This is a genomic window from Brevundimonas sp. (assembly GCF_051858995.1).
GTDB lineage: Bacteria > Pseudomonadota > Alphaproteobacteria > Caulobacterales > Caulobacteraceae > Brevundimonas.
Map to the genome: position 1 here is coordinate 430,854 of NZ_JBHYGN010000007.1, position 12,906 is coordinate 443,759.

A 12,906-nucleotide genomic window follows, 5' to 3' on the forward strand; every position below is an offset into this window, starting at 1 on the left:
GTAAGGAAGCCGGCGGGCGCTCCCGCCGGGCTTCTCAACTGGGCGCCGAATGCGTCGGCTACAAGGGCGCGCAGGCCGTCTCCAGCCAGGCTTTCGCCGCGCCGTCCATCAGCGGGCCGACCTTGGCCCAGACCTCTGCGTGATAGGCGTCGACATAGGCGCGCTCGTCGGCGGTCAGCAGATCGACGTCGATCAGCTTCTTGTCCAGCGGCGACAGGGTCAGTTGCTCGAAGCCATGCATCGGCCGCTCGCCGCCGGGGATCGGCTCGGGCGCCGTGACCACCTGCAGGGTCTCGATGCGGATGCCCCAGTGGCCCTCGCGATAGTAGCCGGGCTCGTTGGACAGGATCATGCCGGTCAGCAGCGGCTGGGTGTTCACCGCCTTGGCGATCCGCTGCGGCCCCTCGTGGACGCCCAGATACGAGCCGACGCCGTGGCCCGTGCCGTGGTCATAGTCGAAGCCCTGCATCCACAGCGGATAGCGCGCCATCGCATCCAGTTGGTGCCCCGTCGTCCCCGCCGGGAAGCGCACCACGGCCATGGCGATATGGCCCTTCAGCACCAGGGTGAACATGCGGCGTTGATCCGCCGTCGGTTCGCCCACCGCCATGGTCCGGGTCACATCCGTGGTGCCGTCCAAATACTGGCCGCCGCCGTCCACCAGCAGCAGCGAGCCCTTCTCGATCCGGCGGATGGTGCGCGTCACCGGCTTGTAGTGCGGCAGCGCCCCGTTCGGCCCGGCGCCCGCGATAGTGTCGAAGCTCAGGTCCTTCAGCGCCCCCGTCTCCTCGCGGAAGCGCTCCAGCGTCTCGGCCACCTCGCGCTCGTCCGGCAGGGTCTCCTGCGCGGTCGTATCGACCCAGTGCAGGAACCGGCTCAGGGCCGCGCCGTCGCGGATGTGGGCCTGACGCGAGCCCTCGATCTCGACCGCATTCTTCTGCGCGCGCGGCAGGGTGCAGGGATCCATCCCGCGCACCACGGTCGCGCCCGCCGCCTCCAGCCGGTCGAAATACCAGGCAGACGATTGCCCCGGATCGACCAGCACCTTGTGCCCCGCCAAGGCGTCCAGCGCGGCGTCCAGCGCCTCGGGGGCCTCCAGCGTCACCGCATCGCCCAGCCAGCCGGGCAGTTCGTTGGTCACCTTGCGCGGGTCCATGAACAGCTGCGCCGTCCCGTCCGTCTTCACGATGGCCTGAGACAGCGGCAGCGGCGTGCGGATCACGTCCCCGCCGCGAATGTTGAACAACCAGGCGATGGACGACGGCGCGGTCAGCACCGTCGCATCCGCCCCGGCCCTGGCCACGGCCTGACCGATGCGGGCGCGCTTCGCGGCGCTGCTCTCGCCGGCGTATTTGTCGTCGTGCGGCACGACCGGCGCCATCGGCTGTTCGGGACGCTCGTCGCCCCAGGCCTGATCGACCGGATTGACCTCGACCGGCCGCAGCTCGGCCCCGGCCTTGGCCGCGGCCCTCTTCAGGGTCGCCAGCGCATCAGGGCTGTGCAGCCGCGGATCATAGCCGATCACCGCCCCCTTGGGCGCGCGCTCCAGATACGCAGGCACGCCGCCTTCGACCAGATCAAGGATCTCGAACTGCGCCGCGTCGACTTGCGCGCGCACCTGAACAGTGTAGCGGCCGTCGGCGAACACCGCCGCCCGGTCCGTCAGCACCACGCCCGCGCCCGCCGAGCCGGTGAAGCCGCTCACCCACGCCAGCCGGTCATTGGCGGCGGGCAGATATTCGTTCTGATGCTCGTCCTCGTGCGGGACCAGCATGCCGTCGAGGCCCTGCTCGGCCATCTTGGCCCGCACGCGCGGGAGGTGCTTCGCCCCGAAGGACGGATCGGTGGTTTCGTCATAGGTCTGGCGCATGGGCGGAGGCATAGCACCGCCTTGCGCGCCGGTTCTAGTTCTGAGGCGCCGTCGGGCTGATCACCGCCGGAGCGCCCGGCGCCGTCACCGGCGCGGGGCTTTCGATCACCACCGGCTGAGCCGCCCTCGCCTCGGCGGCGCGGGCTTCGGCATCCGCGCGAGCGGCCTCGGCGGACGAGCGGGCGGCGTCGGCGCGGGCGATGTCGACGCTGGCCTGAGCGCCCGCCACCTGACCGGCGATGGCGGCCTGATCCGCGCGCGCCTGCGCCGCCGCCGCATCGGCCTGGGCCTCCAGCAGGGCCTCGTCGGTCACCGGCGTCGGCCCGCGCGAGAACAGGATCCACAGCACGGCGATCAGCACCAGTCCGCCCAGCACGCCGGCCACCCACCAGCCGGTGTTGGACTCGCGCACCACGACGGTCTCCACCGTCTCGGCGGCGGGTCCGCGCGTGACGACGGTTTCCCGCACGACGGTGTCGCCGGGTCTCATGGGCTCAAGATTGGGATCGTAGGTCACGGGCCTTCCTCCGGATATTTCCGGCGAAACGGCCCCGACCCGGCCCGCGTTCCGTCGTTAACCCACCCGACGCAGAACCAGAGCGCTCCAGGCGTCTCGGTGGATGCGGCGCTCAAGCACGAAGCCGCGCGACAGATAGGCCGCCGTCACCCGGCGCTCCTGGGTGCGCAGCAGGCCCGACAGGATGGCCACGCCGTTCAGCTTCAGCGCTTCCTTGATGTCCTGCGACAGGCTCACCAGCGGCGGGGCCAGAATGTTGGCGAAGACCAGATCGTACGGCCCCTGACTGCGCACCTTGCGGTCGTTCAGGCCCGAGGCGTGCACGAAGCGGGCGCTGGCCTGGTTGATCTCGGCGTTCTCGTTGGCGATCCGCACCGACGGCGCGTCGATATCGGTGCCGACGGCGACGCGCGATCCGGTCTTGGCCGCGGCGATGGCCAGCACGCCCGTGCCGCAGCCGACGTCCAGCACCCGCTCGAAGCTTTCGCGCTTGAGCAGTTCGTCAAAGGCCAGAAGGCAGCCCACGGTCGTGCCGTGGTGGCCGGTGCCGAAGGCCGCGCCCGCGTCGATCTTCAGATTGACCTTGTTGACCGGCACCCGGCCCTGATCGTGCGCCCCATAGACGAAGAAACGCCCCGCCTCGACCGGCGGCAGGCCCGACAGCGACATGGCCAGCCAGTCGGCGTCGGCCAGCTTCTCCATTATGACCGTCAGGCCCTCGTGGGCCGACAGGGTCGCCTCGATGCCCTCGGCCTCCTCATCGGTGGTCGGGAAGGCGTCGATGCGCCAGATGCCCTTGTCCTCGTCTTCCTCGAGGATCGAATAGGTCGCGCCTTCCAGCAGGACGTTCTCGTCCAGCGCCGAGGCGGCGGTTTCTGCAACAGCACGGGGGCCCCGCGCGATAATCTGAACAGCGGACTCGGACATTTCTCAAACGCCGCTATGATCACGAATCGAGACACGCGCTGGCGTGCGCTCCATCGCCAGCAATCGCAACATCCGAGGGGTCGGGGAATTCATGGCCAAAGCACCGTCTAAGTCGAGTACCGCCAAACCGGCAGCGTCCGCTGCTTCCAAGCCCAAACCGGCCGCGAAGTCGAGTGCCGCGAAGCCCGCCGCCGCAAAACCCGCCGCCAAGGCTGCTGCTCCCAAGCCGGCCGCCAAGGCTCCGGCCAAGCCCGCCGTGAAGGTTTCGGCCCCCGCCAAGGCCGCTGCGCCGAAGGCCGCGGCGACCAAGGCTCCGGCCAAGGCTGCCGCGAAGCCCGCCGCCAAACCGGCCGCCAAGGCCGCTGCCGCGCCCAAGGCTGCGAAGGCTGCCGCCCCGAAGGCCGCGCCGAAGCCCGCCGCCGCCCCCAAGACCGCCAAGCCGGCTGCGAAGCCGGCCGCCAAGGCCGCCACTCCGAAGGCTGCCGCTCCGAAGGCCGCCGCTGCGCCGAAGGCCGCTCCGGCGTCCAAGCCCGCCGCTGCTCCGGTCGCCCCGGCTCCGACGCCCGCGCCGACCCCGGCTCCGGCCGCCGCCGCTCCGGCTGCTGCGCCCGCCGCCGCCCCGGCGCCCAAGCCCGCCGAGAAGGGCTTCTTCGCCAAGCTGCTGGACGGCATCTTCGGCAAGTCCAACTGATCGCGCTGAAATGACGAAGGCCCCGGGGATCTCTCCCCGGGGCCTTTTTCATGTCGCTGTTCGGCGGCCTATTCCGGCAGGTCTTCCGCCAGGATGGCCATTTCGAACATGAAGCTGCCCGCCTCATCCTCGTCCTCGAACACCACGCCGATGAACTCGTCGCCGACATAGACCTCGGCCGAGTCGGCCGGCTTGCCGCGCGGCTTCACGATGATGCCGCCGGTGTTGAAGGTGCGCTTCAGGTGCGTCTCGACGCGCTTCATGTCGTGGGCGTTCATGGGAGGTCCTCGGTGTCCTGGAATTTGGCGCGGACCCTAGAGAAAGGGGGGCGTCAGGGGAAGCCTTCAGGCCTCAGTGACCAGAAGGGAGCTGTTCGTAACGAACTCCAGCCCATCACCCTCAAGATATAACCCGGCCGTATGCCCATGAGGGAGGAGTTCAACGCGAGCTGTTTCCGAATCTCTTGTCGTGATCGCCCTAACTGTCAGCGACACTGCCCTGACGTTCACCGGGTCAGCAGCGTGGCTCCCGGCAAGTATGCCGTCCCGAGCCTGCGGCGCCTCATAACTCCAGATGAACCGATCACCGACATCTACGGATTTCTGATTATTCGGGACAGCCAAGACAACCGTGCGACCGCCCCGGTCCTTCGTCACCATCTGGACGAAGACTTCTGTCCCATCACGGTTCAATGACGCCCCCACCGCCGCCTCAGATCACAAAATCATACACGATGTCGGCCAGCGTATGGTCCATGGTCCGGGCCGGGGTCGCCTCGGTCGGGCAGTTGACCAGCCGCGCCGGAACGCCCGCCACGGTACAGCCCGCCGGCACCGGCTTCAGCACCACCGAGCCTGAGGCCACCTTGGCGTAGTCGCCGACAGTGATGTTGCCCAGCACCTTGGCCCCGGCGCCCAGCAGGACGCCCTTGCCGATCTTGGGGTGGCGGTCGCCACGGTCCGCGCCGGTGCCGCCCAGGGTCACGCCGTGCAGCATGGAGACCTCGTCTCCGACCACCGCCGTTTCGCCGATGACGATGCCGGTGCCGTGGTCGAAGAACAGGCCCGCGCCCAGCTTCGCCGCCGGATGGATGTCGATCTGGAACAGCTCCGACATCCGGCTTTGCAGGTGGAAGGCCAGGGTGTCGCGGCCCTGCGTCCACAGCCAATGGCTCACCCGGTGCGCCTGCAGCGCCTGGAAGCCTTTGAAATACAGGAACGGTTGCAGCAACGAGCGGATCGCCGGATCGCGCTCGGCCACGGCCTGAAGGTCGGCCTCGGCGGCGGCGACAATGGCCGGGTCGCTGGCGAAGGCGTCGCGGCAGACCTCGCGGATCGACATGGCGCCCAGTTCGGCGTCGCCCATCTTGCGCGCGATCTGGAAGCTGAGCGCCGAGGCGAAGTCGCCGTGCGACAGCACCACCGCATTCATTTGCGAGGCCAGATGCGGCTCCTCGCGCGCCGCCTCTTCCGCCGCATTGCGCAGCAGGGTCCAGGCGTCCGGTTCGGCGGCGACCACTTCGAGCTTGGGCATCATGGGCTCCATCAGGCGGCGATCATACGCTGGCCAGCATGGCCTCCGCCAGTTCGGGCGGCAGTTCACCCTCTCGCGCCATATGATAGGCCCTAAGCACTGTCGCGAGGGTAAACATGTCCCGGATCGACCCGCGCCCGATCTCGCGCAGCAGATCGCCGAACGGCACGCGGATCACGCGGATGATCTCGGTCTCGTCCGGCGCCACCGGCACCTCGGTGAAGTCCCAGGCCAGCCAGGCCATGGCCCGCTCGTCGGTGATCGAGTTCGACATCTCGGCGCGATAGGCCAGCTGCCATTGCGCCGCCGCCAGACCGGCCTCCTCGGCCAGTTCCCGCTTCGCCCCCTCCAGCGGGTCCTCGCCATAGGGGGCGCCGCCCTCGGGCATCTCCCACGACCAGTTCATCAGGGCGAAGCGCTGCTGGCCCACCAGGGTCACCGTCCCGTCCGCATGCAGGGGCAACACGCCCACCGACATGTTCTGCGGCCGCATGACCATATAGTCGGCCTTGTGCCCCGTCGGCGCGGTCGCGTCGTGCCGGGTCAGCTTCATCCATGGGCTCTCGAAGAAGACGCTGTGGCCCGCATCCTTCCACGGCGGCGGGCGGTCGCTTCCATCGTCCCACAGCGGGGTCGGGCGGTCCTTGTCGAAGGCGTCACGGGAGTCGGTCATGGTCCGGGTATGGCGCACTGCCGCTCGGACGACTAGCTACACCTCATGACAGACACCGATCTGGGCGCAGCCCTGCCCCTCCCCGTCGCCTCCGCCGACTTCCAGGACCGGCTGGCCCGCCGTCGCTCGGCCCCGGCCCAGAGCCTGACCGGCCCCGGCCCATCGCGCGAGGAAATCGAGCGCATCCTCCTGCTCGGCGCCCGCACCCCGGACCACGGCAAGCTCTTCCCCTGGCGCTTCGTGGTCATGGGCCCGCAGAGCCGCGCCGATTTGGCCGAGAAGCTGCTGCCGCTCGCCGACGGCCAGCCCGGCCCCGACAAGGCCCGCAAGGTGCTGAGCAAGCTCACCGCCCCGCCCCTGACCATCCTGGTCATCTGCTCGCCGGTCGACAGCCAGAAGGTCCCGGTCTGGGAGCAGCACCTGTCCGCCGGCGCCGTCTGCATGAACCTCGAACACGCCGCCAACGCGCTCGGCTATTCGGCCAGCTGGATCACCGACTGGTACAGCTATAACGCCGCCGCCATGGCCCTGTACGGCGTCCAGCCGGGCGAACAGGTCGCGGGCTTCATCCACATCGGCACGTTGGCGGAGGCCCCGCTGGAGCGCCCGCGCCCGAATCTGGCCGAGCGGACCCAGTACCTGCCTTAGAGCAGCAGTTCGCGGACCTGCAGGATGGTGGCCACGGCGAACAGCAGGGTCACCACCACCGTGGCGACGATCAGCAGGTCTTCAGTGCGGTCGCGGGGCTTGCGCATCCGCGCAGCCTGCGGAGATTCGCGTTATCCGACCATGCCGTTCACATAGCGGCTGTGCAGCAGCGGCTTGCCCAGCCAGTAGCAGAGCTCGGCCGGGCGGCTGATGTCCCAGACGGCCAGATCCGCTGCCTTGCCGACCTCGATCGTGCCGACGCCGGTCAGGCCCAGCGCCTTGGCCGCCACCCGCGTCGCCCCGGCCAGCGCCTCCTCCGGCGTCAGGCGGAACTGGACGCAGGCCAGGTTCAGCGCCGCCGTCATCGAGGCCACCGGAGAGGTGCCGGGATTGCAGTCCGTCGCCACCGCCATTTCCACCCCGTGCCGACGGAACAGGGCCACCGGCGGCAGGGTCGTCTCGCGCAGCATCAGGAAGGCGCCCGGCAGCAGCACGGCGACCACCCCCGCTTCCGCCATCGCCTTCACGCCCGTCTCGGTCGTGTGCTCCACATGGTCCGCCGACAGGGCGTCATACTTCGCCGCCAGCGCCGCCCCGCCGCCGTCCGACAACTGGTCGGCGTGCAGCTTGACCGGCAGGCCCAGCGCCTTCGCCTTCTCGAACAGGCGCGACACTTCTTCGGTGGTGAAGGCGATCGGCTCGCAATAGGCGTCGACCATGTCGACCAGCCCCTGCGCATGGGCCTCCGGCAAGATTCCGTCGATGGCCAGATCGACATAGGCGCCGCGATCCGCCTTCAGCTCTGGCGGCACGGCGTGAAGGCCCAGATAGCTGGTCCGCACCCGCACCCCCGCCTCGCGCCCGATCCGCCGCGCCACGCGCAGCATGGCCAGCTCGCTCTCCCGATCCAGCCCGTAGCCGGACTTGATCTCCACCGTCGTCACGCCCGTGGCCTTCAGCCCCTCCAGCCGCGACAGGGCCGACGCGTAGAGTTCGTCCTCCGACGCCGCCCGCGTGGCCTTCACCGAGGAGACGATGCCGCCTTCGGCCCGCGCTATCTCCTCATAGGTCGCCCCGCCCAGCCGCTGCTCGAACTCGCCCGACCGGTCGCCGCCGAACACCAGATGCGTATGGCAGTCGATCAGACCCGGCGTGACCCAGCGCCCGTCCAGCCGCTCGACCGCGTCCGCCGCCGGCGCCTCCGCCTCCGGCCCGACCCAGGCGATCTTCCCGTCGCGGATCAGGATGGCGGCGTCCTCCATGGCTCCGTAAGGCGCACCGGGAACCATGGTCGCCACATGGCAGTCGGTCAGTAGAAGGGTGCTCATCGGACCTCCAGCCGCGCGGGAGAGAAGCGGGCGACCAGATCATAGGCCTGCCCGGGAAAGGTCTGCCACGCCCAGGTCACGCCCCGGCCGTCGGCCCAGGTCCGGCGCTCCAGCTTCAGACAGGCCTCGCCCACCGCCAGATCCAGCCTCAGGGCCGTCTCCCGGTCCGCCGCCACCGCCGCGATCCGGTGTTCGGCCTCGGTCCACGGCGCCCGCTTCAGAAGCCAGCCGCCCGGCGACACCGTCTCGAAATCCTCACCCGCCGCCTCCGGCGTCGCCTCCAGCCCGATCAGGCGCCGTTCCAGCGCGAACGGCGCGCCATCGGCCCGGTGCAGGCAGGCCACCGCCACCACCCGCTCGCCCAGCCAGGCCTCATCGGCCGTCGTCGCCCGTTCGGACCGCTCCAGCCGCTCATAGCCATAGGCCATGCCGCGCGCCGCGATCTCGGCGGCGATGTCGGGAATGTCCAGCACGGCGGAATGCACGGGCGGCCGCGCCACCACGGATCCCGCCCGGCGCCGCCGCACGATCAGCCCGCGCGCCGACAGGTCCGTCAGCGCCTTGGACACCGTCATCCGCGCGCAGCCGTATTCCGCCTGCAGTTCGGCCTCCGTCGGCACCCGAGCGCCGGGCTGCCACTCGCCCGACAGGATGCGCCGTTCGATGTCCGCGCCGATCCGGCGATGCAGCGAACTCATCCGCCCAGCACGGCGTCCAGCGCCCGGCGATAGCGCGCCTCGATGGCGTCGCGACCCACATGGCGACCGTTCTCGACCACCGCCCGCCCCCGCCGCCAGACCGTGCGGATCGCCCGCTTCGGCCCGGCGAACACCAGACTGTCCAGCAGGGCGTCGTCGCTCCGGCCCGCATAGGCCAGGTCATCCGTCTCCAGCGAGACGAAGTCCGCCGCCTGCCCGACCGCGATCCCGGTCGTCCCTTGGGTCGCCTGCGCCCCGCCCGCCAGCGCGCGCCTGTACAGGGTCCCGCCGGTCGAGGCTTCCTTGTCCGCCAGCACCGCCCGCCCGCGCCGCGTCAGCCGCTGGCTGTACTCCAGCGCCCGCAACTCGCCCCCCGCGTCGATCAGCACGTTCGAGTCGGTCCCGACCCCGAAGGTCCCGCCCTGGGCGAAGAAGTCCACCGCCGGGAAGACGCCGTCGCCCAGATTGGCTTCGGTCACCGGGCACAGGCCCGCCACGGCGCCGCTCCGCGCCATCCGCGTCGTCTCGTCCGCCGTCAGATGGGTCGCGTGGATCAGGCACCAGCGCCGGTCCAGCCCGACATTGTCCAGCAGCCACTGCACCGGCCGCGCGCCGGACCAGCCTAGGCAGTCCTGCACTTCCTTCGTCTGCTCCGCCGCATGGATGTGCACCGGCCCGCCGCCCGCCATCGGGACCACGGCCGCGATCTCCTCCGGTGTCACCGCCCGCAGGCTGTGCGGCGCCACGCCGACCACGGCATCCGGCAGGCTGGAGGCGATCCTCCGGCTTTCATCCATCAGCTTGGAGAAGCCGTCGATGTTATTGATAAAGCGGCGCTGTCCGTGCGCGGGCGGCGTCCCGCCGAAGCCCGCATGGGCATAGAAGACCGGTAGCAGGGTCAGGGCGATCCCCGTCTGGTCCGCCGCCGCTGCGATCCGTCCCGCCAGCTCGCCCCGGTCCGCATAGGCCTGCCCGTCCGGGTCATTGTGCAGATAGTGGAACTCCCCCACCCGGGTGAAGCCGCCTTCCAGCATCTCGGCAAACGCCAGCGCCGTGATCGCCTCGATCTCCTCCGGCCCGCCCCGGTCGAGGAAGCGATACATCAGCGCTCGCCACGACCAGAAGTCGTCGCCCTCGTTCGGCCCGCGCTCTTCCGTCAGCCCGGCCATGGCCCGCTGGAAGGCATGGCTGTGCACGTTCGACAGGCCCGGCAGGACCACGCCCAGATCGGCCTCGCCCGGAGCCTGAACCGCATCGGTCTCCACCGCCGAGACCGCCCCGTCGGCGACAGTGATCCTCACATTCCCGGCCCAGCCCTCCGGCAGCAGGGCGCGAGAGAAAAACAGGCTGTGGGCGGCGACTTCCGGCACTGGACAACTCTCCATCGACCCGAATATGTCTATACATAATCGAGACCCTGACAAGACGGAGGCGAGCATGAGCGACTGGCTGACGGTGACGCCCGGCGATGCGCCCCTGATCGTCGCCTTCCCCCACACCGGCACGGATATCCCGGGGGCCATCGAGGCCCGGATGGTCGACCCCTGGCGCGCCCGCAAGGACGCCGACTGGTGGATCGACCGCCTCTACGCCTTCGCCGGCGAGCTCGGCGCCACGACCGTCCGCACCGCCATTTCGCGCAGCGTCATCGACGTGAACCGCGATCCCTCGGGCCAGTCCCTCTACCCCGGCATGACCACCACGGGCCTGTGCCCCACCGAGACCTTCGACGGCGAGCCGCTCTACAAGCCCGGCCAGGAGCCCGATGCGGTCGAAATCGAGGCGCGCCGCACCGAGTTCTTCGATCCCTACCACGCCGCCCTGATGGCCCAGATCGAGCGCCTCTCGGCCAACGGCCCCGTCGTCCTCTACGACGCCCACTCCATCCGCTCGCACGTCCCGCGCCTGTTCGACGGCCAGCTGCCGCAGTTCAATATCGGCGACAACGGCGGCGTCACCTGCGATCCGGCCCTGACCGCCGCCGTCGAGGCCGCCTGCATCGCCTCGGGCGACAGCCATGTCGTCAACGGTCGCTTCAAGGGCGGCTGGACCACCCGGCATTATGGCCAGCCCGCCAAGGGAACCCATGCGATCCAGATGGAACTCGCTTGCCGCGGCTATGTCGACGAGCCCGCCGTCATCGACGCATCGAGCTGGCCCACCCCGTTCGACGCCGCCCGCGCCGCCCCCCTCACGCGCACCCTGCGCGACGTCCTCACCGCCGCCCGCGACTTCGCGATCAGCCAGCGAGCCTGACCATGACCTCCAACACCCGCATCGTCCGCTCGCCGCGCGGTCTCGAGATGACCGCCAAGACCTGGGCCGCCGAGGCCGCCCTGCGCATGATGATGAACAACCTCGATCCCGAGGTCGCCGAGCGCCCTGAAGACCTCGTCGTCTATGGCGGCATCGGCAAGGCGGCCCGCAACTGGCAGGCTTTCGACACCATCGTCGAACAACTCCGCGCGCTCGAGGCCGACCAGACCCTGCTGGTCCAGTCGGGCAAGCCGGTCGGCGTCTTCCGCACCCATGCCGACGCCCCGCGCGTCCTGATCGCCAACTCCAACCTGGTCCCGAAATGGGCGACCTGGGACCACTTCAACGAGCTCGATAGGAAGGGTCTGGCCATGTACGGCCAGATGACCGCCGGCTCGTGGATCTACATCGGCACTCAGGGCATCGTTCAGGGCACCTATGAGACCTTCATGGAGGCCGGTCGCCAGCACTACGGCGGCGACTGGTCGGGCAAGTGGATCCTGACCGCCGGCCTCGGCGGCATGGGCGGCGCCCAGACGCTGGCGGCGACCATGGCGGGCGCCTCCTGCCTCGCTATCGAATGCCAGCGCAGCCGCATCGAGATGCGTCTCCGGACGCGCTACCTCGACGTCATGGCCGAAACGCTGGATGAAGCGCTGGCCCTGATGGAAGACGCCAAATCGACCGGAAAAGCCATATCCGTCGGCCTGTTGGGCAACGCGGCTGAAGTCCTGCCTGAACTGGTCAAGCGCGGTGTGCGCCCCGATCTGGTCACCGACCAGACCAGCGCCCACGACCTCGTCAACGGCTACCTGCCCATCGGCTGGACCGTCGCCGAGTGGGAGGACAAACGCCAGTCCGACCCCGCCGCCGTCGAGGCCGCCGCCCGCCAGTCCTGCGCCGTCCACGTCCAGGCCATGCTCGATTTCGAGGCCATGGGCATCCCGGTCACCGACTACGGCAACAACATCCGTCAGGTGGCCTTCGACGCGGGCGTCGCCAACGCCTTCGACTTCCCCGGCTTCGTTCCGGCCTACATCCGCCCCCTCTTCTGCCGCGGCGTCGGCCCCTTCCGCTGGGCCTCCCTGACCGGCGATCCGGAAGACATCCGCAAGACCGACGCGGCGATGAAAAAGCTCTTCCCGGACAACGCGGGCCTGCACCGCTGGCTCGACATGGCCGGCGAGCGCATCGCCTTCCAGGGCCTGCCCGCCCGCATCTGCTGGATCGGTCTGGGCGACCGCCACCGCGCCGGCCTGATGTTCAATGACATGGTCGCCTCGGGCGAGCTCTCGGGCCCCATCGTCATCGGCCGCGACCATCTCGACTCCGGCTCGGTCGCCAGCCCCAACCGCGAGACCGAGGCCATGATGGACGGCTCCGACGCCGTCTCCGACTGGCCCCTGCTCAACGCCCTGCTCAACACCGCCTCGGGCGCCAGCTGGGTGTCGCTCCACCACGGCGGCGGCGTCGGCATGGGCTACAGCCAGCACTCGGGCGTCGTCATCGTCGCCGACGGCACGCCGGAAGCCGCCGCCCGCCTCGAACGCGTCCTCTGGAACGACCCCGCCACCGGCGTCATGCGCCACGCCGACGCGGGCTACGAGATCGCCAAACAGGCCGCCCGCGAACATGGCCTGAACCTGCCCTCCCTCTAGAGCCCTCCCCCTCGAGGGGGGAGGGTTGGGTGGGGGTGGTCGCACACTCTTTCCCGCTTCTTACAAAAGGCTCCGTCGCCTCGCGCGCCAGACCTTCAACTGACTGC

Annotated in this window: 13 protein-coding genes; 4 read left to right on the top strand and 9 right to left on the bottom strand. The window is 69.8% G+C overall.

Annotated features, from left to right (window positions below; translation table 11 throughout):
- Positions 1–58 precede the first annotated feature (58 nt).
- Genes ACTIEF_RS07025 through ACTIEF_RS07035 form a run of 3 tightly spaced genes read right to left on the bottom strand, consistent with a single transcriptional unit; the run spans position 59 to position 3,314 of the window.
- Positions 59–1,870, bottom strand: a complete 1,812-nt coding sequence (locus tag ACTIEF_RS07025; protein ID WP_439471510.1) for an aminopeptidase P family protein — start codon at positions 1,868–1,870, stop codon at positions 59–61.
- 34 nt (positions 1,871–1,904) lie between these two features.
- Entirely contained in the window at positions 1,905–2,387 is a 483-nt protein-coding gene (locus tag ACTIEF_RS07030; RefSeq protein ID WP_439471400.1) for a hypothetical protein, read from the bottom strand.
- Between the two features lie 57 nt (positions 2,388–2,444).
- On the bottom strand, positions 2,445–3,314 hold the full coding sequence (locus tag ACTIEF_RS07035) for a 50S ribosomal protein L11 methyltransferase (RefSeq protein ID WP_439471401.1): 870 nt from the start codon (positions 3,312–3,314) through the stop codon (positions 2,445–2,447).
- A 256-nt stretch (positions 3,315–3,570) separates the two neighbouring features.
- Between ACTIEF_RS07035 and ACTIEF_RS07040 the strand changes: the two genes are divergently transcribed.
- Positions 3,571–4,005, top strand: a complete 435-nt coding sequence (locus tag ACTIEF_RS07040) for a hypothetical protein (RefSeq protein ID WP_439471402.1) — start codon at positions 3,571–3,573, stop codon at positions 4,003–4,005.
- A 68-nt stretch (positions 4,006–4,073) separates the two neighbouring features.
- Here ACTIEF_RS07040 and ACTIEF_RS07045 read toward each other — a convergent pair whose 3' ends face one another.
- The 3 genes from ACTIEF_RS07045 to ACTIEF_RS07055 form a co-directional block, all read right to left on the bottom strand.
- Positions 4,074–4,283, bottom strand: a complete 210-nt coding sequence (locus ACTIEF_RS07045; protein ID WP_439471403.1) for a DUF3126 family protein — start codon at positions 4,281–4,283, stop codon at positions 4,074–4,076.
- Between the two features lie 433 nt (positions 4,284–4,716).
- Positions 4,717–5,541: a serine O-acetyltransferase gene (gene cysE, locus ACTIEF_RS07050; RefSeq protein WP_439471404.1), complete on the bottom strand. Its 825-nt coding sequence runs from the start codon at positions 5,539–5,541 to the stop codon at positions 4,717–4,719.
- A 19-nt stretch (positions 5,542–5,560) separates the two neighbouring features.
- The gene (locus tag ACTIEF_RS07055; RefSeq protein ID WP_439471405.1) at positions 5,561–6,211 is read right to left on the bottom strand and encodes an NUDIX domain-containing protein; all 651 of its coding nucleotides are present in this window, start codon (positions 6,209–6,211) and stop codon (positions 5,561–5,563) included.
- A gap of 45 nt (positions 6,212–6,256) precedes the next feature.
- Here ACTIEF_RS07055 and ACTIEF_RS07060 point away from each other — a divergent pair, with 45 nt between their 5' ends.
- Positions 6,257–6,859: a nitroreductase family protein gene (locus tag ACTIEF_RS07060; protein ID WP_439471406.1), complete on the top strand. Its 603-nt coding sequence runs from the start codon at positions 6,257–6,259 to the stop codon at positions 6,857–6,859.
- Between the two features lie 131 nt (positions 6,860–6,990).
- On the opposite strand, the gene hutI is transcribed toward ACTIEF_RS07060, so the two are convergent.
- From hutI to ACTIEF_RS07075, 3 genes are read right to left on the bottom strand one after another with little or no spacing between them, the layout of a single operon-like run.
- The gene (gene hutI, locus ACTIEF_RS07065) at positions 6,991–8,187 is read right to left on the bottom strand and encodes an imidazolonepropionase (RefSeq protein WP_439471407.1); all 1,197 of its coding nucleotides are present in this window, start codon (positions 8,185–8,187) and stop codon (positions 6,991–6,993) included.
- Entirely contained in the window at positions 8,184–8,885 is a 702-nt protein-coding gene (gene hutC, locus ACTIEF_RS07070; protein WP_439471408.1) for a histidine utilization repressor, read from the bottom strand. Before hutC ends, hutI begins: the two co-directional genes overlap by 4 nt.
- Positions 8,882–10,255, bottom strand: a complete 1,374-nt coding sequence (locus ACTIEF_RS07075) for a formimidoylglutamate deiminase (RefSeq protein ID WP_439471409.1) — start codon at positions 10,253–10,255, stop codon at positions 8,882–8,884. Before ACTIEF_RS07075 ends, hutC begins: the two co-directional genes overlap by 4 nt.
- A 67-nt stretch (positions 10,256–10,322) precedes the next feature.
- Between ACTIEF_RS07075 and hutG the strand changes: the two genes are divergently transcribed.
- Both hutG and hutU read left to right on the top strand, forming a co-directional pair.
- Positions 10,323–11,141, top strand: coding sequence for an N-formylglutamate deformylase (hutG, locus tag ACTIEF_RS07080; RefSeq protein WP_439471410.1), 819 nt, complete (start codon positions 10,323–10,325; stop codon positions 11,139–11,141).
- Positions 11,142–11,143: 2 nt separating this feature from the next.
- Positions 11,144–12,799, top strand: a complete 1,656-nt coding sequence (gene hutU / locus ACTIEF_RS07085) for a urocanate hydratase (RefSeq protein ID WP_439471411.1) — start codon at positions 11,144–11,146, stop codon at positions 12,797–12,799.
- Positions 12,800–12,906 lie beyond the last annotated feature (107 nt).

What these genes read in the sequence shown, in the direction of transcription:
- hutI (WP_439471407.1), bottom strand. Translation starts at nt 8,187, where the DNA reads ATGAGCACCCTTCTACTGACCGACTGCCATGTGGCGACCATGGTTCCC.
- ACTIEF_RS07055 (WP_439471405.1), bottom strand. Translation starts at nt 6,211, where the DNA reads ATGACCGACTCCCGTGACGCCTTCGACAAGGACCGCCCGACCCCGCTG.
- ACTIEF_RS07025 (WP_439471510.1), bottom strand. Translation starts at nt 1,870, where the DNA reads ATGCGCCAGACCTATGACGAAACCACCGATCCGTCCTTCGGGGCGAAG.
- hutC (WP_439471408.1), bottom strand. Translation starts at nt 8,885, where the DNA reads ATGAGTTCGCTGCATCGCCGGATCGGCGCGGACATCGAACGGCGCATC.
- hutU (WP_439471411.1), top strand. Translation starts at nt 11,144, where the DNA reads ATGACCTCCAACACCCGCATCGTCCGCTCGCCGCGCGGTCTCGAGATG.
- ACTIEF_RS07035 (WP_439471401.1), bottom strand. Translation starts at nt 3,314, where the DNA reads ATGTCCGAGTCCGCTGTTCAGATTATCGCGCGGGGCCCCCGTGCTGTT.
- cysE (WP_439471404.1), bottom strand. Translation starts at nt 5,541, where the DNA reads ATGATGCCCAAGCTCGAAGTGGTCGCCGCCGAACCGGACGCCTGGACC.
- ACTIEF_RS07045 (WP_439471403.1), bottom strand. Translation starts at nt 4,283, where the DNA reads ATGAACGCCCACGACATGAAGCGCGTCGAGACGCACCTGAAGCGCACC.
- hutG (WP_439471410.1), top strand. Translation starts at nt 10,323, where the DNA reads ATGAGCGACTGGCTGACGGTGACGCCCGGCGATGCGCCCCTGATCGTC.
- ACTIEF_RS07060 (WP_439471406.1), top strand. Translation starts at nt 6,257, where the DNA reads ATGACAGACACCGATCTGGGCGCAGCCCTGCCCCTCCCCGTCGCCTCC.